We start from the raw sequence: 22096 nt of genomic DNA, 5'->3' as shown, positions 1-22096 counted from the left end.
ATTTATAACAAATCTATAAAGACTTAGCCGCAAATACTAGCTATTATTCTTTTTGTTTTTGGATCGATAACTATCGTGACTCTGTCTGGGCGAAATTCTTCTGTAACTGGCTCCCCAACATAAGCACTTCGATAAACTCTCGTATTAGTTGCCACCCATAAGCCATATAGAATAAGGCTTACGGTATAATAACAATCTATTAATTTATAAAATAAAATCAGGTAATTGCGTTTATTGTAGGAAATTGAAAGACAAATATCATACATCACAAAACTTGCTTAAGCTTGAACACTTCATCCATATTTCTAGAATATTTCTCCACTTTTCCCGCTCTATGTTGAAAATATTTTTCCAAAATCCCCTCTACTCCACAAAATTTAATAATTTTTCTCTAGCTCTTATAAGAATATCGATTGGGCTATTCTTTTTAACGACTGGATATAACAAGCTTTTTGTAGAAAAGAATCAACAAATTATGTTGGATACCATAATTCATGCAGGAATACCATTTCCTGAGTTCATGGCTGTCTTTGTATCACTTTGTGAGTTTGTACTAGGACTAATGCTTACCATCGGGCTTTTTACTCAACTTTCTTGTTTGATCTTAATCTTTATTTGTTTTATTGCCTTCATCACAGTAGGCATCTATACAATTCCATCAGGACTAGATTTAATAACTTGGACAAGTTGGTTTTTTTATATTCATGATCTAATTTATATATTTATTCTAACTTTTATTCTTTCCAAAAAGCCTGACTCTTTAACCCTTGATCATTTATTATTTAAAAAGTTTATGTAAATAAAAAGCCCTGCTAACAATCAGTCTTTAGCTGGGTTCTCTTTAGTGAAATATGTTTGACTAATTTAACTAATTTAATACTGATACTTATAATTAAGATATAGAAAATAGAGAGCGTACAATACTCCCGCGACAATGAGAGTAAGAAAGAATGAAACTAAACATATGATTTTCATTTCAAATGATATATTCGCTTTAATTCCTGTCTCTTGCTCTCTTCTCTTTATAGAAAGATAACCTTTCATATTCCAAAAAGTGAAAAATATAATCGTAATAATTATGAGACAAAGCAAAAGATAGTATTCAGATGTGAAAGGATTATTGATAGCGTCATTGCATTTTTGCTTTTCTATTATTTCTGCTTGAGTTAATTCAGTTTTCACTGAAACACCCCATTTCTGACTATCAGGTAGAAAATACTTATATTCACAATAATCTATAAATTTTTCTTTCTGATCACGTCCATCTCCTTTAGTTCCAGAAGATGATGTGTGATTAAGTCTTACTGTAGTTGTCATTTGCCATTTGTATTTAAAAATTTGGAGCAATTATAAATACCAACTTGCTCCAAACTCAATAAACACCACTACAATAAAAAAGCCCATCTTCCGATGAGCTTTTTATTTAATTAAGATTATCAAATGCATTAGGCTTTAAATTCTGCTAATACAAAGTTTTTTACTATTTCATCAAAATTAGGTTTTAGTAGAGTTGGCTTGATATTTTTTATAGTTCTATAACAATAACTCGCTGCAACTCCCATACTAATCAAAGCTAACAATTTCATTGCTCACCTCACTTATTGGGAAGAGTGAAACTTAAAGTATCATTCGCGTTTGTAGTGTTCCAACTCGTTTTAGGGAGGTTTCTGTATATTTTTTAAGCAATGTGTAATAGAAAAAGCCCATATCTTGGTGAGCTTTTTTTAAGGCCAGTAGTGCAATTTACTTACATCGCATCCAATATAACGCAAAAAAGATTTATTCTTCGGTTTTAACTTCGTCTGTAGCTGGAGTAATTATAAATGGTTGACTGAAGTAAACTGGATAATCCAGATTCTTATATCTAAGATTCAGCTTTTCCTGAAATTTCTTAAAGTTTGCAGCTCTGATCATTTTTAAAATTTTTTCATCTTGCTCTGGATCACCACTACTCTTTGTAAGAATTACCTCGAACGAACCATTTTTATATAGTTTTATACGTGCCTCTGCTGTTAGATCTTTTGGTCCTAGTTTAGTGGTTTGAGCACTTAGAGTCTCTCCATTTGCATGAATATTCATGCTGAGAATTAAAGCAAATAATCCACTTATTAAATATCTCTTTATCATATTTTACCTAGTTACGTTTACATATATTTTATAAGCGATACGAACAATCATTTAAAATAACTTTATTGCTTAATTTAAAGTTTGGAATTTCTTTTATAAAAAGTTTAAATTTCTTCATTCCCTTCACCCTTTTTTTCCAAAAAATTTTTTAATTTTATTTTTACTTTTTCATAAAATTCTTTTTGTTTTTTAAGTATGCGTTGATTTACTATTTCATCCTCTTTTAATCCTATTTCGATTCTCAGTTCTCTTTGCAAGTCTAAAGCTTTAATTCCATAGTCACGCATAAAATCCATCACCTCAATCTGCATTCTAAATCTTTCTGGTTCATTTCCTTCAAAGTCATAGAACTGCGTACCATAGTGCCTAATCTTGAATAAATCCTCTATCAGTTGCATTGTAAAATCTAATACTTTTTCTTTGGTCAATGGATCAGAAATGAAACTAGTCTCATGTAAAGAGGCAATTAATTCTGTCAAAGCTAAACTAAAATTTTCTTCGTAAACGTCCTTATTTAAGTTAATGAAAGAAAAAACTGCCATCATAAAGTTTTGCCAGTTACGGACTAAATCCAGATAGATATCTCTTTTTGCCTCAGCTAATTTATCGATTTTATATGCTTTTAAAGTAAATTGAGCAGTAAAAAAAAATTGAAGCTAATAAAATGCACCACCTAAAACAGCTGCCCAAAGTGCGTAATTAGCTTGAATTTGTGCACCTTGAATTGTTGCAGCTGCTGAAATCAGTTCATCCATAAGATTTAAAATTTAGTTTTTAATAATCATAAATATAATATAAAAAAGTTAATAATATTTTCTAAATATTATAAATAATTAATCTCCTACCGCATGATCTTAAATTCATCAATATAAATTTAAAGAAAGTAATATTTCCTATTTAAAAAAACCGCCACACCACCATATCCCTCTCTTCCAAACTTTTTGAGCTTAAAATCTGGAACATCAAGCCATCAATTAAGTTTAAAACCATGTTAGCACTTGGTTTTAACGTATGGTTTTCCAAACTAAAAACCAAATCAAAAAGTTCTTTAAGCAGCTATTTTCTATACTCAATTGCCATGTGGTAGGCCTGCGAGTAAATCTGTTTAGTTTCAAAAATGGCTTTAAGTATGCGGTGCAGCCCAATTATGCCACCACACCTCAAGCAGTAAAACTAAGAAAAAAGAGACCTTTTATGGCCTCTTTTTCTAAAAAATAGAACTTGGTAAAAGATTTTAAATTTATTTTTTCATTAGTTTAAAAGCAACTACATAGTCACCGGGCGGTGTTTGCATAAAGTAATGGCCACCTGCAACAATAACAACATACTGCTCTCCATCAATAGAATAAGTCATAGGTGTTGCTTGTCCACCCGCAGGTAATTTGGCACTCCAGATCGACTTACCAGTTTTACTGTCAAAGGCATGCAAACGGTTATCAGTTGCAGCAGCAACGAATACAACTCCACCATCTGTAATAATAGGCCCACCATTATTAGGTGTACCAATATTAATAGGTAAATATGTTGGCAATCCAAATGGACCATTGTGCTCTGCAGTTCCCAAAGGTTTTTGCCAAATCACTTTCTTGGTGTTCATATTAATAGCAGTAACCATTCCATATGGTGGTTCATTACAAAGCACATTGGTAATTGGAGCATAGAATGGTTGAACATTTACTGCATAAGGAGATTCAGCCATTGCTGCAATTGAGCCATTTTTCTTAGCACTAAATTTCGGATCATCCATCGGTAAAATACCTTCTTGATCTGCTTTAGCTCTTGCAACCAACTGGTTGTACATTGGGGTATTACTCCAGTTAGCGATCAAAATACCATTTTTAGGGTTATAGGCTATGCTTCCCCAATCACTACCACCATTAAATCCAGGATATTGAATCCATGGTTTATTAACCGTAGGAGGAGTAAATTCACCCACATAATATGCTTGTCTATATTTAATACGACAAAGCATTTGATCAATTGGTGATATGCCCCACATTTTTGATTCTGTTAAATCTGAAAACCCTAATCGAGGAATATCTACAGACCATGGTTGTGTAGGCGAACGCACATCATCTGGAATAACAGATTTAGGAGCTTGGCGCTCGACAACTTTTGAAATGGGTTTACCTGTAATTCGGTTTAATACAAATGTCTGTCCTCTTTTTGTTGGCATAATGAGCGCTGGAACAATCTTTCCTGATTGATCTTTATAATCAAGTAGAGTTGCTTGTGATCCTAAATCATAATCCCATGCGTCCTTATGAACAGTTTGAAAGCTCCATTTTTTTACCCCTGTTTGAGCATCCAATGCAACAACTGTGGTAGAAACTTGATTTTCTTCTTCTGTACGTAAAGCGCTATAGTAGTCGGGGGCCGAACTTCCTGTTGGAACATAGACTGTATTTAATTTTTCATCAACAGTCATAACTGTCCAAGAGTTAGGCGTACCACGGCTATAGGTTTCACCTTTTGGAGGTAATCCATGTCGATTTGGTTGTCTTACATCCCAAGCCCATTTAAGAGAGCCAGTATCAACATCGTATGCACGTATTACCCCGGATGGTGCTGTACGGCGTTGGTTATCTTGAACTTTATGGTTGACTACAATTACTCCATTTACTACAGGGGGTGGCGATGTAACAGCCATGAATCCTGGAACTGTATGACCAATCCCTTCTAGCAAGTTAACATGTCCATTTGTACCAAATTGGGGACATGCCTTTCCTGTTTTTGCATCTACCGCTATAAGTTGCATATCTAGTGTGCCTTCAATCACCTTTTCATGACATATTTCATTCTCAGGAATTACTTTTGAAGTATAGAACGTGACACCGCGACACACTGCGGTCGACGGTAATTTTTCATAAGCTAAATTATGCTTATATTCCCAAATTTTCTTACCAGTACGCGCATCTAATTTCAGCATGTTATTGGTAGCAGTACACAAGTAAAGAGCATCATTGACTTTAATTGGTGTTGTTTGGGCAGCCCATTTATTTTTTTTATCTACAGGAGGCATATCTCCTGTACGCGTTACCCAGACTTGTTTTAACTGATTAATATTTTCAGGGTTAATTTGATTAGTGGGTGAAAAACGGGTTCCCTGCGCATCTCTTCCATAATACCGCCAATCACTATCTGGTTGAGTACTATCCGCATGGTATACATTTGAAGTATTTTGAGGAATTTGGCTTGTATCGAGAGAAGTGAAATAGGGATACCATGCTAATGCACCTGCTATAACAAAACATGTAACAATAAAGCCGGTAAAACTATAAGCAACTCTTTTTCGTATACCATGCGCAATATATGGCAGGAGTAAAGATAAAAAAAATACGAATACAGCTATGGTCGCTACACGAGGTATCCAGCCCCAAAATCTTGTACCAGACTCCCAAATTGTCCAAATGAGTGTGTACACAAAAACTATGCCAAAGATTTTAGCGCCTATAATCTTGTTTAGATATAGATATATACTTGATATTATGAGTAATAATCCAGTAATGCAGTAATACCAAGATCCATTTAATATTATTAAATATGCTCCACCACCAAACAAAGTCAGAGCAAACAATAACTGTATCACTGCATAAGCTTTTATAAAAAAGCTTGCACTCCCTATAGATTTAGAGCCCATTATTACCTCTTTTTAAATTATTTTTAAACATAATTCCAAGCCATATCTTTAAAATCACCGTATATAATTTCTATTCACAGTCACAGTATCTAGATTTAAAAAATTTGCGAAAGGTTAGGTGAATTTTAAAGGAATAGAGAGTGTGAATAATGCTTAAAAACAGTAGAAGATAGATTTTTCTACAGACAAATACTTTTACAAAGACACTATTAATTATAATTTTTTTAAAAAGCTAAACTATCGCTAAAAATGAAATTATATGTTGCATTTTTTGCAACATAAAAAAATAAATAAAAAATAACAATAGTTTATATTAATATTTTTATAAAAATGTATTTAAAAAATATCTTTCACTCTCTCAAAATACATGGTAAAAATCATATATAAAAAACAAATAGATACACAAAAATTTCTTAAAAAATACTCTACTAAAATATACATTTATTTTTCTAGGTATTACTTATTTTCAGTAAAATTACAAAAAAATAAGCATATTATAGAAAAATAAAAATCTTAATTTTTGATGCAGCCCCTATGAAAGACCTGAACGATTTATACATTTTTTCCCTAATTGTAGAGCATGGTGGATTAAGCAAAGTTGAAGAAAAAACTGGTATAAGCAAATCCAAATTAAGCCGTAGATTATCTACATTAGAAAAAAATCTAAATATTAAATTACTACAAAGGGACTCTCGACAAGTCAAAATGACTGCTATTGGCGAACAAATTTATCAATATGTTCAATCTATGCTTAAAGAGGCTCAAAATGTTTATGATTTAATTGATCAATGTCAAGAGGAGCCAATAGGTACTATTAATGTGAGTGTTCCAATTGGAGTTGCAGAAAGACAATTACCTTTGATTGTTCCAGAATTTATGGAGAAATACCCTAAAGTTGCAATAAACTTTATAGTGACTAATAAAAAAATTGATATATTAAAAGAATCAATAGATATTTGTATTAGGGTCGGCTCTAGCAAAGAAGTTGATAACAATTTAGTAATGAGACATTTAGGCTATCTTGAATCCGTTTTAGTCGCTAGCCCTGAATATATTCAACGGTATGGAATACCTAAACATCCAAATGAATTAAATAATCACAAATTATTAAGCAACAACCTGGATAATGAAAATCAGATTTGGTTTTTTGAAAATTTAGAACAAAAGTTAAATACAAGTATAAAGCCATTTATTAAAGCTTCAAGCCTAACATTACTCATGTCATTAGCACAAGATAACCAAGGTATTGCTTTACTCCCTCTTATCAGATGCCGAGATTTAATAAATGAAAAGAAACTTATAGTTATTTTACCTGAATGGAAGCTTCCTAAAGGAAATTTTCATATAATATTTCCACCTAGAAGTGGAGCACTTCCAGCATCTAAAGTTTTTCTCGATTTTTTAATTGAAAAAATGCCAAATTTAATCAATAAAATGCAAGCTATAACATAATTTATTTTTAAATTATTTATTTAAATTTCATTCTACAAAATACGTTATTTCTATAATCTATTTTATGACTATAAAATATAAAAGAGGAACATACGGATGTTCCTCTTTTTACATAAAATTTATTGCGACAAACTTGATTCAAACTTTAGAACTTCTTGTATAGAACTTCTTTTTTCCAAGTTATATTTCAAATTGAGAATTTTAGGCCATTTCTCTAAGTCTATAGAAAAATAGTCACACCAATGTAGCATTACAAAGAAATAGAAATCTGCGATTGAGATTTCATTGCCATTTAAATACTGATTTGACTGAAGTTTATTTTCAATAAAATCAAAACTTCTTGATAACTTGTGTTTGGATACTTCAATCCAAGACTCAATCTTTTCTTTGTAGAAAAAAGCAGAGAAATTTTTATGTATATCCATACTAATAAATGACAATAGACTCATCATTTCATAACGTTCAAAAGAACTAGATTTGGGTATTAGATTTTTCTCTGGAACCAAGTCAGCTAAATAAGTCAGTATTGTTGTAACTTCAGTTATGACTTTACCATTTTCAAGTCCAAGTGCTGGAACTGCCCCTTTAGGATTAATCTTTAAATAATCCAATCCGGATCCAGTGACTTTTGTTGATAAGTCTACAAACTCTGTATCAAATACTTGCCCTGTTTCTTTTAAAGCAATATGAATCGCCATTGAACAGGCATGAGGATAAAAAAATAATCTCATTGATAATAACCATTATTTAAATAGAAAAATAAAGGTAAAAATACAAATATGTACCTTTACCTTTCTGAAATTATTTAAGTTTCTTATCTACACTCAGGCCACCTGCGCCAAAGATAACAAGAGCCAGTAGACCTCCAGCCATTGAAATGTTTTTCATAAACATAATTTGGCTGTTCATATCAGAACCACTGTGAAATAGCACTGCTGCCACTAACGAGAAACCAAACAATAGAAATGCTGCAAGTCGCGTTTGAAGGCCAATCAATACAAGGAAACCACCTCCAAACTCAACCAGAATTGCTAATGGCAATAATGCAGATGACACTCCCATAGACTCCATATATCCAGCATTACTCGAATATTGAAATATCTTTCCTAATCCGGATAAGACAAAAATTACAGATATCATTACCCGCATTAGAAGTGATGCAAATCCAAATACTTTTGGATGTTGGATAATTTTTTCGATTGCGTTATTAATTCTAGTCATAATTATTCTCTCTCAGTTTGGAGCAGGAATAGCAAACATTTGTGGAATACTATTAATTGCTTTACTAATTGATTGAGAACGAGTTGGAAAAGCCATTCCTTCAGCACGTACTACAAATACGTCTTGTATACCTAAGAAATTAAAAATATCTTTTAAATAAGATTCTTGATGATCCATAGGAAATTGATCACCATAAGCACTACCGCGAGCACTCACAATAATAACTTTCTTACCTGAAACTAAGCCTTGTGGCCCATTCTCTGTATATCTGAAAGTCCGACCTGCAATTAAAATTCGGTCAATCCATGCTTTCAAAGTGGTGGGAATACTCAAGTTGTACATCGGTGCCCCTAGTACAAAAATATCTGTTTCTTCAAATTGTTGAAGAATACGTTCATCAACTTGTGCTTCTTCACTCAAACTATCAAAGTGTTTTGAAAAATGTGGAAGTGGTTCTACATGCAAATCGCGATAGGTTACCTCTAAAGGACCATGTTTTTTTAACTCTTGAACTACTGCTTGCCCAATCTCCCGAGTAGCCGAGAATTCACCGAGAGCACTTGAGTCTAAATGTAAAAGTTTCATTTCATACCTATAAGGGTTTTAAGTCGTGAAATGAGTTTATTCGTTTTATATTTGCCACTTAAGCCCTATAATCGGGAACATATGTTGCAAAAAATGCAACCAACAAAGATAAAGTTCGAAGTAAGATAAATTATTGGTTCATTAAGGTTAAAACACCGATGAAAGATTTAAATGATTTATATATTTTTGCTTTAATTGTCGAACATGGTGGTCTAAGTAAAGTAGAACAAAAAACAGGTATATCTAAATCAAAATTAAGCCGAAGACTCTCAAATTTAGAGAAAAATTTAAACGTTAAATTATTACAACGAGACTCAAGACAAATTAAGCTTACTGCAATCGGCGAGCAGATTTATCAATATGTACAATCAATGCTTTTAGAAGCGCAAACTGTTTATGACTTAATAGATCAGTTACGCGGCGAGCCGATTGGATCAATTACTGTAAGCATTCCTATAGATGTTGCAGAAAGAATTATGCCTCTCATTCTTCCTGAATTTATGGATAGATACCCAAAAGTAGAAATCAAATTTATTGTTACCAACAAGAGGGTTGATATTCTTAAAGAATCTGTCGATATTGGGATCCGTATTCGACAGAACTTAGATAGCGATCACAATTTAGTGATGAGACATCTTGGTTATACACAATCAGTATTAGTCGCCAGTCCACAATATCTCAACCAATATGGTACACCTACGCATCCTAGCGATTTAAGTAAGCATAAATTGTTAAGTAATATCGAAAATGAAAATCAAACTTGGTTCTTTAGCAATCAAACTATTAATGAAAATGTAAGTTTGCCTATAAAACCATTTATCAAAGCTGCAAGTTTAACTTTGCTTAATTGTTTAGCTACCGATGGAAAAGGTATTGCTTTGCTGCCTTTATTAAAATGCAAAAGCCTGATATTAGAAAAGAAACTTATCGTCGTTTTACCTGAATGGGAACTTCCAACTGGAAATTTTCATTTAATCTTTCCATCTCGGAGCGGTGCTTTACCAGCATCAAAGGTTTTTCTTGATTTCTTAATCGAAAAAATTCCTCCTCTACTCAAAGAAATGCAGGATATTTAATTAAAATAAATATATAAAATGTCTATACCCGATTTTAGGTATAGACATTTTTTACTATTGATAGGCATACATTAATAAAGCTGTGATTTCACCATTCTTTGGAACTGAAGTTTCAAACCCATAATATTGTCCATATTTTGGTCGTAAATATTCAGTTGCCTGATTACCTATTGCATCAAGATATGCTGGTAGCTGGGCCATATGTGAATTTGTTTTCTGAGGATCAGGAGCTCCTACTCCCCACTGCACTACCCCATATGATTGGCCCACTGCTTGTTTCATATCTTTTAGGAATTCTAAATAGAAATCTACATCAGCTTTAGATCCAACATTTCCATGGCCACCACTCAGAAATACCCAATTTAAACTTTTTAATTCTTTTAAATTTTCTTCAAAATAAAGAGGAACTTCAGCACCAGCGAAACCCCAATAAGGTAATTGATCGGCATTTATTAGATCGGGAATATGTGCAACTTTCTCACTTGGAATTAACCAAACACCTGTATCGGCAGTATGTGCTGCATATTTGAAACCATGTACTTGAACATTCACCCCTTCAAAATTAAAACTACCATTTTTAAAAGGAATTGTTTCAGTAGGTTTTGGTAATTTACTTTTAATTCGGTTTAAAAGCTCTGCTGTAGCATCAGATGAAATAATACGTACTTTGACACCTGCCTTTTTAGAAGCTTCAACAATTACTGGAGCTGAGCTGATATGATCAGCGTGCGCATGCGAATAGACAATTGTTGTAACAGGTAATTTTGTTACTTCTGAGATCGCTTTTAAAATCTTTTCTCCAGCATTTTCAACTGGGTCAAATAACAGTACTCCTTTTTCACCTACATAAAACATCGTTCCATAAAATTGAGATTGAAAAAAATAAGTATGTTCTGTCATACGTTGCAGTACATACTCTTGCTGAAGATTTCGGTTATATAGACGGTCAATTTTTTCCGATGGATTTAAAGCTTTATTACTCGATTGGGAAACATAAACCGCATTTACAGTAGAGGGAGCTTCTGGAATATCTATCGTACTTTGAGCATTGGCTCCATGACTTATGTTCAAATACATTAAGCCTAGTAGTGTGGTATTTAAAAAGATCTTTTTCATTCGAAACCTCAGATATACAATTAAATTAAATGTTCTATACTTGATAAAAACATTCTTATATTTCTGATTTCGAAAGATTAAAACAAGCTACTAAAATAAGAACAGTCAGCAGTTATTTTTTAACTTAATATTCTCGTATTAATAAATTTTTTTAAATATAAATGCTCAACGCTATTTTCTAGATTCGTAACAGGCTTTTTTTAAGTTTTCCATTGCATCTGCTGGCATAGGTGCTGTCATCATTGCATGATAATTCATACATTCTGGGGTCTCTTCCTTTTGCACATTCTGATTAGTAACACAGGCAGAGATAATAAAAGGGATAGATAATATTCCTAACAATTTCATAAGCAAATTCCCAAATTATGATGAAATAATTCTAAATAATTTTATTTTAATATATGTTTGATTTTGTTAAATATACTCAAAAACCAAACAACTAAAACCATGTTCAATTCATAGTAAAAAACCTCCCCACAACCACATCCCTTTCCTCCAAACTCTTTGAGCTTAAAATCTGAAACATCAATCCATCAATCAAATTTAAAACCATGTCAGCACTTGGTTTTAATGCGTGAGTTTCCAAACTAAAAACCAGATCAAAAAGTTCTTTAAGCAGCCATTTTCTATATTCAAGCGCTATGCGGTAGGCCTGCGGGTAAATGTGTTTAGTTTCAAAAATGGCTTTAAGTAATAGATAGTACAGGCTATTAAAATTGACATGTAAAACAATAATCTCTTTGAGTTTATCGCTTGAGGTTCGGTAACGGCTTGAGTAGATAATTGCCAGCACTTCTTCTTTGAGTTTGCTTTTTTGAAAGGATACACACATTTCAATAAGTCGCTGTTTTGAGTGAAAGTAGTTATAAAAAGTGGCTTTAGGAATTTTGGATTTTTTGACGATTAAGTCCACACCCGCATTGTGAAATCCATAGAGATTGAACAGCTCTATTGCTGTATGAAGAACCTGTAATTTTTTGGAAGATCTTTCTAAAGTTGGCATCGTTTGACCGTTATAAATTCTTGTTGTTGCTAAAAGAGATAAAAAGCCTGTGCCTTTTCTGGGAGAAAAAAAGGCACAGCAAAGCCGTAAAGACTGTGCTTGGCACATCTCAAATTTTATTGTTGCTAAGTTTTAGACGTAATGATTTAAAACCTGAAAAGCCTATAGGCAATCAAGTTTCTTTAAATTGATTTAAGTTGTGTCGAGATAGATTTTGACAGTGACTGCCAATAATTTATGAATGTGCATAGCCAACTCCTTCTTTTGGGAGTTCTGCCAAAGCATTATAAATTATGGTGGCAGAACGGAAGCAGGTTGACGGACTGGGTAAGACTCCAGCACACCCGAAGGTGTCCCACTCCCGTCCTACCGCTACGGGAGGGAACGGGGTGTACACATATAAGTATTCCTCAGAAGGAATAACTCTGATGTGGTCTTACAAACTCGGTCCGTCAAAACCGACTGGCAATGTAGGCCAGCCCGCAAATGGTAATCTTCAATATTTGAGCTGTCAATGTGAAATTGGCTAGAAATTATTTAATTAAATTATTGTTTTTCATTTAATTACATAATTAAGGAAAACCTTAAATATTGGCTTAACAATTTACTTTTATAACAGCACTCTAACGCTTTCTTTTTATTGTGACTGCGCTTACTCGGCCATAAATATTTTAAATTTTGAGACAAAAAAAGGAGGTATTGGCCTCCTCTTTTAATTCAAACTCTCAACATCTGGTGGTAATTAAATACCTTTATCTGCCAGATATTACTGAAGATTCTTTGAGTATGTTTTAGGTGATATTTGCGTGATCTCTTTCTTTTCTAGACGATTTAACAATGTGCCAAAGATAGCTGCAACAATGTACATAAATAATGAGTAAACTGCCGCTGGCATAGCGGCCATACTGCTTGCCATTACTGTAAAAGCAATAGTCATGGCTAAGGTACTGTTATGAATTCCAATTTCAAACGCGCAAGCTTTTGCCTGAAAGCTATTTACACCCAATAATCTTGGAACAAAATAGCCAACCATTAAACTACATACGCAGAACAGCAAAGTTGCCAATCCAATTTGCCCAATATACGTCATCAGATTTTGGTAATCTCGTGCAATTGCTAATATGATGATCGATACGAGAAAAACGATAGCAAAGATACGCACAGGTTTATTGAGCTTTTCGGCCGTATGCGGCGCAAAATGACGGACTAACATCCCAATCCCAACGGGTACTAGAATAATAAGAAAAACTTGTATGATTTTAGAGAATTGCAAACCTACATTTTGCCCATTTTCCATAAAGTGCTGTATTGCAAAATTCACAATTAACGGAAGTGTAAAGGCAGCAATGACCGAATTTATAGCCGTTAAAGTAATATTTAAAGCAATATCACCTTTATAGAGATAACTAAATAAATTAGCAGTTGGCCCGCCCGGTGACGCAGAAAGGAGCATTAATCCAACAGCAAGCATTGGTGGTAAAGCAAGAACCTTACAAAGAATAAATGCAATACCGACTAAAATAACCAGTTGGCAAAATAATGCGATAAACACGGCTTTTGGGTGTTGTCGCACGCGTTTAAAGTCATTTATAGTCAACTCTAGACCCAAACCAGCCATAATAATTGCGAGTGCAATTGGTAAAAATACGGTAATTAATCCTGAACCCATAATCTCATTCCTTTTTTCATTTATTTATGGACCTTCTAGTCCCATACATTTATGGTTTTAATTAAAAGTTCTTATTAAACCTTTAGTTCTTTTCTTAAAATTTTACCCACATTCGACTTGGGTAATTCATTGATAAATTGAATATAGCGTGGTTGTTTGTAGCCAGTCAGGTTTTCTTTTGCATAGATTTGAATTTCTTCAAACGATAAAGAGTCATCCTTTTTGACAATAAAGGCTTTCGGTACTTCACCCGATTTTTCATCTGCAATACCAACCACGGCGACTTCTAAAATTTTTGGATGTTGGGCTAAAACTTCTTCAATTTCGTTCGGAAAAACATTAAAGCCTGAAACTAAAATCATGTCTTTTTTACGGTCAATAATTTTGGTGTAGCCTTTTTCATTCATAAAGCCAATATCACCCGTTCTAAAGAAACCATCAGCAGTCATGACCGCTTTCGTTTCTTCAGGTAAATTCCAATAACCTTTCATAACCTGCGGGCCACGAATTGCAATTTCTCCAGTTTCACCGGGTGCTAATTGATGACCTTCATCATCCAAAATAGCAATATCCGTGCTCGGTACAGGTATACCGATCGTGCCACTAAAAGTATTAGAGATTGGGGGGTTAAAGGTCGCAACAGGCGAAGTTTCTGATAAGCCATATCCTTCACGGATAATACGCCCTGTCAGTTTTTCCCATCCATCGGCAGTGGATTTCAAAATTGCCATACCGCCGCCTGTGGTAATTTCTAAACGGCTATGGTCCAGCTTATTAAAGCCTTCATGATTAATCAGTGCATTAAATAAAGTATTTACAGCAGGAAAAACCGTAGGACGATATTTTTCAAAACATTGTACGAGAGCATCTAAATCACGCGGATTTGGAACTAAAACAGTGGCATAACCTTTATTCATTGCACTATGCAATAAACAGACAGTAAAACCAAAAATATGATAAAGCGGTAAGGCACAGATCGCTATTTCATCTTCAAAAGCATCTCGGTCACCAAAATAGCTTTTAAAAACCACATTATTTTGTAATAAGTTGGCGACAATATTTTTATGGGTTAATTCTGCGCCCTTGGAGACACCTGTTGTTCCACCCGTATATTGCAAAAGCACAGTATCCTCAAGAACAAGCTTAGGACGTATATAGTCTTGGGCATTTGTCTTCAATAAGATTTGCTTAAAAGCGTATTTTTTAGAATCTAAGGTGTCTAATTCAGTAGGTTGCTCGACCAACATTTCAGTCATGGTGGTGGTAATAATCTGCTCAACTGACACCTGATCTTTAACCGCCTCATAAACAGGTAAAAACTGCTCTAATATAAATAAGACTTTTGCGCCAGCATCATTTAATTGATGCTTTAACTCACGTGCTGTATAGAGGGGGTTAATATTGACCAGAATGTAACCTGCACGAATGACGGCAAGTGAAATAATCGGGTACTGAATAATATTGGGCATCATTACGGCAACACGTGTACCTTTTTCTAGCCCTAAACTTTGCAAGAATGCTGCTACTTGTCGACTATATAAATCGATTTCAGCATAAGAAAAAGATTGATCTGCAAATATAAAAGCCTTTCTTTGCTGGAACTTATTAAAACTGTTGTCCCATAAATCGAGAAGTGAAGTTTGTTCATCCGGCAATGTAATCGTACTTTCTATATTCCATTGCTTATATTCATCTAACCAGATCTGATTTGTCATCTTATTGTCCTTTTATGAGAGGGAGAAATGGAACTGTTCCTACTCCACTTTTTATATTTTCTTTAATCTTTTAATCTGCTTACTCTCGTGCAGAAATAAACTATTTATATAACTAAGCGATCCATCAAATAGCTGAATTAAAATTTATAACCAATTTTCAAACCGTAACCGATTGAATAGTTATTTTTATATTCACCCACATAATATTCACTGCCTGCCTGAGCACCAAGCTGTCCTTTGGCATCACCGAGCCATAGATACTTCATCCCACCTGAAATAAAGTATTTTGAAGTTGGACTATATTGCGCACCAAGACCAACACTGTAATAACCTTTAGCTGGCCCACCTGTGGACACGCGCTCACCTGCTCCCGAGTCCCAACCTACAGAAACTGAACCCGACCATTTATCACTTAGGCGTTGCCCAATTCCAAAGTTGGCAGACCATTGATCATCATAATAACGAACCAGATTAAAACCGTTTGGACGACTTGGCGTTGATAGAACCCCAACAACTTCTGAGATTTCACCAAAACGATACGGTTTAAACTCAAAATCGTTCCAGTGAACCCAGCGCACGTTACCGAACAATAAAGTACCTTTGCGTAATCCGGTCTGAAATTCCAAATTTACTGACTCTGGCGCTCTAAACTTAGTTGATCCTGATGTGCCTGCTTCAGGTAAGCCGGCAACAATACGATTGAGTGCCTCCTTCCGCGATTCAGTGAGTTGTCCTATAGAAACCATATATGCCAAATGCTGATCAAGAAAATCACGGCCTTGCTGTGTACTTAACATATCAACCAGTGGCGCATTTTCATTGGCAGTCACTTCATGCATAATTTCTGAACGATAGGTCAATGAGGCTTTAATGGCTTTTTCGGGAATTTGATAACCAAATCCTGCCAACCATCCCCAATCTCCAACCTCTTTGGCATTAAAGTCATAGCCATTATATAAACTGAAAACTTGACCTCTTAAATTGACGTTACTTTTAAATGTCTGATAAACAGGACCTACATAAAAATTCCAGTTCTTATCCGGTTGATAACCAAATACCAGACTAAAATTTTGCATAACAAAATTCGATTTGGTGTTCCCTGTTACGACTTCTCCACCGGTCTTTTGGGCAAGTGTTGCTGAATCAATGCCTGGTACTAAAATCGTATCACTCGGCTTAGCAACAAAGCTGTTATTTCCATAATATTCAGAGTCGGAAGTAAAGGGCTGATCGTAAAGAAAACCAAATGAGAACTGAGGTGCTAACTGTAATTTCAAAGCTGCACTGGGACGATAATCAGAGTTTGCAATATCAGAAATACTATTACGCGTTGGGTTTGTACCTGCTTCTTGTCCTTCTAACGAAGTGTCTGAAACAGATAAACTTGCCTCAAAATAATTACCGGGTTGTAGAAATGCAGAAATTGATTGTCCTGTTCGATCAAATGCTGCTGCATAGAGTGAGCTCGTACAAAATGAAGCCATGACTATGACTAATGTTTTCTTTTTCATCTTTTAATCCGTCCTAGATTTTTATTTTTACTTATTAGAGCGCTCTTTACTGAACGCCTGATATTTGTTTTTACATAGTGATTCTTATTAGGCATTTTCTATAAAATCAGGTTGTTCTCCTTTATATTCAACGGCGCGGTTAAGGAATGGTTCTTACTAGAACCATTCTTCTGACATATTGAGTGGAGTCGTCTCTACTGGATCAAGTACCGCTAACCAACTCATAATTTTCGGCATTTCCCAGCCAAAGAAATAATCACACGCGGCAAGCTTCCCATGCAGAAAATCGGGGTCTGTTGAGTTCGGCATGAGTTTATGAATGACTACCGCTTGATCAAGCCATAACCATCCCACCACAAGATGCCCAAAAGCTTCCAGATAATTGGCTGCATTTGCCAGTTGAAGTTCTATATCGGTTAAGGCATGCAATTTCTCTGTTACATTTCGGATGAGTTGCCATTTTTGGTCTAATTGATCTGCATGATCTTTTAAAGAAGGCTCTGCTTTGGCTTGTTCAATCGTATTCATGATTTTTTCATGTAATAGCTTCATCGACAGTCCCTGATTAAGACGAGTTTTTCGTCCTAATAAATCGAGCGCTTGAATGCCAAATGTTCCTTCATGAATTGGGTTGAGTCGATTGTCCCGATAAAACTGTTCAACATTATATTCACGGGTATAACCGTAGCCGCCATGAACTTGAATGGCTAAATCATTTGCCACCAGCCCCCATTCAGAAGACCAGCTTTTCACCACTGGTGTTAATAGATCAAGTAATTGATGGGCTTGATCGCGCTGCTCGGCATCTTCAAGCGAGTGGATATCATCGGTTAATCGGGCTGCATATAGACACAGTGCCAACGCACCTGAGACATATGCTTTTTGGGCTAAGAGCATACGGCGTACATCTGCATGTTGAATGAGCGGGATTTGTGGAGAACTTGGATTATGTTCATTACGAGAACGACCTTGTACTCGAGTTTTTGCATAATCTAAAGCATGAAGATAACCTGTATATCCCAATGCTGCTGCCCCAAGTCCAACCGAAATTCGGGCTTCATTCATCATATGGAACATATAGGCCAGCCCTTTACCAGCTTCGCCGACTAGCTCACCAATTGCGCCTGCTTCTCCTTCGGGTGTGAAACGACCTTCCCCAAAATTCAGCACACAATTCACAGTTCCCCGATAACCCATTTTGTGGTTAATTCCAGCTAATACCACATCATTACGTTCACTTGGCTGTCCATTTTCATCGAGTAATTTGCGCGGTACGGTAAACAGAGAAATGCCTTGCACACCTGCTGGTAATTGTCCATTTTCATCTGGAATTTTTGCCAAAACCAAATGAACAATATTGTCAGAGATATCGTGCTCGCCACCTGAAATCCACATTTTATTTCCAAACAAACGATAACGACGATCTTTTGTTTTAATCGCACGTGTACGAATATCAGCCAAACTTGAACCTGCTTGCGGCTCAGATAAACACATCGTTCCGAAACATTTGCCTTCTATCATAGCGTTGACATAGGGTTTAACTTTTTCAGGTTCACCATGAGCCATTAATAAATTTGCATTACCAATGGTTAAAAAGGCGTAGCCCGCTGTTCCTGAATTAGCACCGAGTAGATATGCCATACCTGCACGCTCAATGGTATTGGGTAAGTTCATCCCATTCCAATCTGATGGAAACGCTGCACTCATCAAACCTGCATCCGCAAAAGCCTTAAGTGCTACCCCGACTTCAGGATTGACAGTTACACGTTCACCATCAAAAACAGGTTCGTTACTGTCATTTTTTTTATTATGAGGAGCAAATAAATCGGTTGCCAAAGCCTCGTAAACGTTTAAAACAGAGGTATATTCAAAACGGTCCTGCCCTGCAAAAGTATCGCGTTGGCTGAGTTCTTCAACTTTTAGCCAATCGAATAGCAAAAAATCGACATCACGGCGAGAGAGAATTAATTCATTGCTCATGGTTTATTCCTATACATTTACAAGTGTAAGCCACTCAGCCACAAGTGCTGGTTTTGCCTGATCTTCGATTTCAATCGTGACTTCCATGATCAACTGATAACTTCCCTTATTTTTTTGGGAAACATTTTTTAAGTGAAAATTTCCCCGCACCCGCTTACCGCTATGTACAGGACTAATAAAACGCAAATTATTGATGCCATAATTCACGCCAGATTTCTGCCCCTGAACAGTCGGCAACACCTGAGCGGCCATCGCTGAAAGTAAAGAAAGTGTTAAAAAACCATGGGCAATCGTGCCACCAAAAGGTGTCTGACGAGCAGCTTCTTCATCCACATGAATAAATTGATGATCTTGTGTGACATCCGCAAAGGTATTAATCATGCTTTGACCAATGGTTATCCACTTCGAACTACCTAATGCTTGACCTTGCAACTCAACCAGTTGGTCGATGCTTAATGTATTTTTTTTCAAAATTATTCTCCTGCCATTAATGAAGCTTTTTTCAGCTCAAGCTCACCCTGAGCGCCTCCTCTGACAGGAACAAACTCATCTGTTCGGTCTGAAACATCAGCTAAACGTTGTGCTAAAACATGCGGAACTTGTTCATCCGTACCTAAATAAATTCCTTGCGTAAGGGTAATGTGGGCAGCTTCAAAACTACCTGCGCCAGCACAAAGAATCATACGGGTAGGTGCATCTTCGCTAACCAAAGTCGCGATTGCAGGACTGACCGCACTTGGAGCAAGAGCTTTAAGGGCTTTTTCGGGTAATAATCCTTCAAGCATACGAGTTGCAGCTGTTGGTGCTAGACAGTTCACCCGAACATTCGATTTTTCACCCTCTAAAGCCAGTGTCTGCATGAGTCCAACCAATGCCATTTTTGCAGCGCTGTAGTTGGACTGCCCAAAGTTGCCATATAGACCAGAGGATGAAGTCGTCATAACGATACGGCCATATTTTTGCTCGCGCATGATATCCCATACCGCTTTAGTGCAATTTACTGCCCCCATTAAGTGGACATCAATCACGGTACGGAAGTCATCTAAGGACATTTTGCTAAAAGTTTTATCTCGAAGAATTCCAGCGTTATTAATTAAAATATCTACACGTCCCCAACGGGCAATTGTTTCATCTACCATCTGTTGAACTTGTTCAATATCAGTGACTGAAGCACCATTTGCCATCGCCTCGCCACCAGCCGCAATAATTTCATCCACGACTTTTTGGGCCGCCATGGTTGAGCCACCTTTTCCGTTCACATCGCTACCAAGATCATTCACGACCACTTTTGCACCCAAACGAGCCAGTAACAATGCATGTTCCCGCCCTAGACCTGCGCCTGCACCTGTAACAATAGCCACTCGATTGCTTAAATTAATTGTCATGATTTTTTCCTAAATATATGAATAAGATGTATTTAATAAATGTTTTAATAAGCTGTCACGCCGCCATCAATTGCAATGGCTTGACCTGTGAGATATGAGTTTTCTTTGGCACACATCATCAGCATCATTGCCACCACTTCACTTGGAAGGCCAAGACGCTTCATTGGCGAGGCCTGCGCTAAAAAGTCTTGTTTCTCTTTGAGTTCACTGTCGACCACCATCGGAGTGGTTGTATAAAATGGACAAATTGCATTAACTCGAATGCCTTTATTTGCATATTCAACCGCTGCTGTTTTGGTTAATCCCACCACAGCATGCTTTGCCGCAGAATAGGCAGCCAATTTGGGAGCCGCACCTAAACCTGCAACAGAAGCAACATTCAGAATAATGCCACCCCCTTGTTGCAACATCTGACGAATTTGATGCTTCATTCCAAAGAACACACCTTTGGCATTGACGGCAAAACTCAAATCCAGATCTGCTTCATCGGTATCAATAAAGCTTTTCATAGGCGGACTCATACCTGCATTATTGATCCCGACATCGATTCTACCAAACTGAGTAACTGCACTTTGCACCAAAGCCTGTACATCTGCTTCAGAGCTGACATCACACACTTGCGCAACCACCTCCACTCCTGCTTGGCGTAGCGGTTCAACTACAGTATTTAACCCTTCAATATTCAAGTCACCCAACACTAATTTTGCACCATACTTCGCCAGTTGCTCTGCCAGCAATGCACCAAATCCACTCGCCGCACCTGTGATTAAGACCACTTGACCTGAATAATGTTCGTACATTGCTATTCCTCCCTAAATAGTTAAACCGCCATCAACCACAATACATTCACCATTGGTGTAACTCGCAGCATCTGACACTAAATAAAGTACAGTTCCAGCCATTTCACGCGGTTCTGCGTGACGGCGTAATGGAATTGTGTCCATCCAGCTTTTATAAATATCTTCATTTTCAAATAGCGCCGAAGCAAATTTGGTCTTGGTAAGACCCGGCAATAAAGCATTCACTCGAATGCCCAATGGTCCACATTCTTTTGCAAAGGCTTTAGTCATATTCACCACCGCAGCTTTGGTAATAGAATAAATACCTTGTCGATCTCCTGGTTGCAGGGCATTTACAGATGCGGTATTAACAATTGCACCGCTGCCCTGTTCTTTCATTAATTTGCCCGCCTCGACAGACATGAAGAAATATCCACGAATATTGACTTCAACCGTTTTGTTATATGCAGCAATATCTGTATCCAGAATATGACCAAAATAGGGATTGGCGGCCGCATTGTTGACTAAAATATCTAAACGCCCATGTTCTTAACGGATATATTCAAAAATTTCTGCAATATCTTCTAACTTACCCACATGGCAAGCAAAAGCTTCCGCCTTTCCATTTGCTGCAATAATTTCATTAGCAACACGTTGGCAATCTTCAATCTTGCGACTAGATACAATTACATGTGCGCCTTGTTCTGCTAAAAGTTTGGCAATTTCCTCACCAATACCACGGCTTGCACCTGTAACTAAGGCTACTTTTCCAGTCAAATCAAATAAATGTGTTGCCATATCATTTCCTTATGTTCATAGGTTTTATAAAAATTAGTT

21 protein-coding genes and 2 pseudogenes are annotated in these 22096 nt (G+C 36.1%); 3 read left to right on the top strand and 20 right to left on the bottom strand.

Annotation, left to right across the window (positions count from 1 at the left end):
* Positions 1-334 precede the first annotated feature (334 nt).
* Positions 335-799: a DoxX family protein gene (locus tag WBW42_RS15805; RefSeq protein WP_032070695.1), complete on the top strand. Its 465-nt coding sequence runs from the start codon at positions 335-337 to the stop codon at positions 797-799.
* A gap of 74 nt (positions 800-873) precedes the next feature.
* On the opposite strand, the gene WBW42_RS15800 is transcribed toward WBW42_RS15805, so the two are convergent.
* The 6 genes and pseudogenes from WBW42_RS15800 to WBW42_RS15775 all read right to left on the bottom strand — a co-directional run bounded on the left by WBW42_RS15800 (position 874) and on the right by WBW42_RS15775 (position 5767).
* Positions 874-1317: a hypothetical protein gene (locus WBW42_RS15800; protein WP_032063363.1), complete on the bottom strand. Its 444-nt coding sequence runs from the start codon at positions 1315-1317 to the stop codon at positions 874-876.
* Positions 1318-1445: 128 nt separating this feature from the next.
* Complete coding sequence (locus WBW42_RS15795) at positions 1446-1586, bottom strand: hypothetical protein (RefSeq protein ID WP_032070696.1); 141 nt, start codon at positions 1584-1586, stop codon at positions 1446-1448.
* 193 nt (positions 1587-1779) lie between these two features.
* Positions 1780-2127, bottom strand: coding sequence for a TonB C-terminal domain-containing protein (locus tag WBW42_RS15790; RefSeq protein ID WP_032070697.1), 348 nt, complete (start codon positions 2125-2127; stop codon positions 1780-1782).
* A 104-nt stretch (positions 2128-2231) separates the two neighbouring features.
* Positions 2232-2672, bottom strand: coding sequence for a hypothetical protein (locus WBW42_RS15785; RefSeq protein WP_228132973.1), 441 nt, complete (start codon positions 2670-2672; stop codon positions 2232-2234).
* 352 nt (positions 2673-3024) lie between these two features.
* Positions 3025-3258 (bottom strand): annotated as a pseudogene (locus WBW42_RS15780) (TetR/AcrR family transcriptional regulator); the annotation flags it as partial.
* A 109-nt stretch (positions 3259-3367) separates the two neighbouring features.
* On the bottom strand, positions 3368-5767 hold the full coding sequence (locus WBW42_RS15775; protein WP_163114532.1) for a membrane-bound PQQ-dependent dehydrogenase, glucose/quinate/shikimate family: 2400 nt from the start codon (positions 5765-5767) through the stop codon (positions 3368-3370).
* Positions 5768-6301: 534 nt separating this feature from the next.
* Between WBW42_RS15775 and WBW42_RS15770 the strand changes: the two genes are divergently transcribed.
* Positions 6302-7219: a LysR substrate-binding domain-containing protein gene (locus WBW42_RS15770; protein ID WP_017403362.1), complete on the top strand. Its 918-nt coding sequence runs from the start codon at positions 6302-6304 to the stop codon at positions 7217-7219.
* A gap of 119 nt (positions 7220-7338) precedes the next feature.
* On the opposite strand, the gene WBW42_RS15765 is transcribed toward WBW42_RS15770, so the two are convergent.
* The 3 genes from WBW42_RS15765 to WBW42_RS15755 all read right to left on the bottom strand — a co-directional run bounded on the left by WBW42_RS15765 (position 7339) and on the right by WBW42_RS15755 (position 9025).
* Positions 7339-7950, bottom strand: coding sequence for a glutathione S-transferase family protein (locus WBW42_RS15765; protein ID WP_017403363.1), 612 nt, complete (start codon positions 7948-7950; stop codon positions 7339-7341).
* A gap of 70 nt (positions 7951-8020) precedes the next feature.
* A complete protein-coding gene (locus WBW42_RS15760; RefSeq protein ID WP_017403364.1) occupies positions 8021-8440 on the bottom strand; it encodes a DoxX family protein in 420 nt (139 codons plus the stop codon).
* Positions 8441-8452: 12 nt separating this feature from the next.
* Positions 8453-9025 (bottom strand): FMN-dependent NADH-azoreductase, encoded by a 573-nt coding sequence (locus WBW42_RS15755; RefSeq protein ID WP_017403365.1) that lies wholly within the window; start codon positions 9023-9025, stop codon positions 8453-8455.
* Positions 9026-9183: 158 nt separating this feature from the next.
* On the opposite strand from WBW42_RS15755, the gene WBW42_RS15750 reads away from it, so the two are divergent.
* Positions 9184-10101 (top strand): LysR substrate-binding domain-containing protein, encoded by a 918-nt coding sequence (locus tag WBW42_RS15750; RefSeq protein ID WP_000654049.1) that lies wholly within the window; start codon positions 9184-9186, stop codon positions 10099-10101.
* Positions 10102-10155: 54 nt separating this feature from the next.
* On the opposite strand, the gene WBW42_RS15745 is transcribed toward WBW42_RS15750, so the two are convergent.
* The 11 genes and pseudogenes from WBW42_RS15745 to WBW42_RS15695 all read right to left on the bottom strand — a co-directional run bounded on the left by WBW42_RS15745 (position 10156) and on the right by WBW42_RS15695 (position 22057).
* Positions 10156-11217, bottom strand: coding sequence for an MBL fold metallo-hydrolase (locus WBW42_RS15745; protein WP_017403366.1), 1062 nt, complete (start codon positions 11215-11217; stop codon positions 10156-10158).
* A 171-nt stretch (positions 11218-11388) separates the two neighbouring features.
* A complete protein-coding gene (locus WBW42_RS15740; RefSeq protein WP_017403367.1) occupies positions 11389-11565 on the bottom strand; it encodes a hypothetical protein in 177 nt (58 codons plus the stop codon).
* A gap of 103 nt (positions 11566-11668) precedes the next feature.
* The gene (locus WBW42_RS15735; protein WP_032070701.1) at positions 11669-12220 is read right to left on the bottom strand and encodes a TetR/AcrR family transcriptional regulator; all 552 of its coding nucleotides are present in this window, start codon (positions 12218-12220) and stop codon (positions 11669-11671) included.
* Positions 12221-12986: 766 nt separating this feature from the next.
* The gene (locus WBW42_RS15730; RefSeq protein WP_032057751.1) at positions 12987-13889 is read right to left on the bottom strand and encodes a bile acid:sodium symporter family protein; all 903 of its coding nucleotides are present in this window, start codon (positions 13887-13889) and stop codon (positions 12987-12989) included.
* A 74-nt stretch (positions 13890-13963) separates the two neighbouring features.
* Complete coding sequence (locus WBW42_RS15725; protein WP_032056059.1) at positions 13964-15604, bottom strand: AMP-binding protein; 1641 nt, start codon at positions 15602-15604, stop codon at positions 13964-13966.
* Positions 15605-15741: 137 nt separating this feature from the next.
* Complete coding sequence (locus WBW42_RS15720) at positions 15742-17115, bottom strand: long-chain fatty acid transporter (protein ID WP_032056057.1); 1374 nt, start codon at positions 17113-17115, stop codon at positions 15742-15744.
* 156 nt (positions 17116-17271) lie between these two features.
* Entirely contained in the window at positions 17272-19095 is a 1824-nt protein-coding gene (locus WBW42_RS15715; RefSeq protein WP_284105339.1) for an acyl-CoA dehydrogenase, read from the bottom strand.
* A gap of 9 nt (positions 19096-19104) precedes the next feature.
* Positions 19105-19566, bottom strand: coding sequence for a MaoC family dehydratase (locus tag WBW42_RS15710; RefSeq protein WP_032056053.1), 462 nt, complete (start codon positions 19564-19566; stop codon positions 19105-19107).
* 2 nt (positions 19567-19568) lie between these two features.
* Positions 19569-20480, bottom strand: a complete 912-nt coding sequence (locus WBW42_RS15705) for an SDR family NAD(P)-dependent oxidoreductase (RefSeq protein WP_032056051.1) — start codon at positions 20478-20480, stop codon at positions 19569-19571.
* Positions 20481-20524: 44 nt separating this feature from the next.
* Positions 20525-21280 (bottom strand): SDR family NAD(P)-dependent oxidoreductase, encoded by a 756-nt coding sequence (locus WBW42_RS15700; RefSeq protein ID WP_032056049.1) that lies wholly within the window; start codon positions 21278-21280, stop codon positions 20525-20527.
* Between the two features lie 12 nt (positions 21281-21292).
* Positions 21293-22057: pseudogene (locus tag WBW42_RS15695) on the bottom strand (SDR family oxidoreductase).
* Positions 22058-22096: the final 39 nt, after the last annotated feature.

The organism is Acinetobacter sp. LT1 (assembly GCF_059800965.1).
Note: the sequence above shows the minus strand (reverse complement) of the source record. Positions and strands in the feature narration are given on the sequence as shown.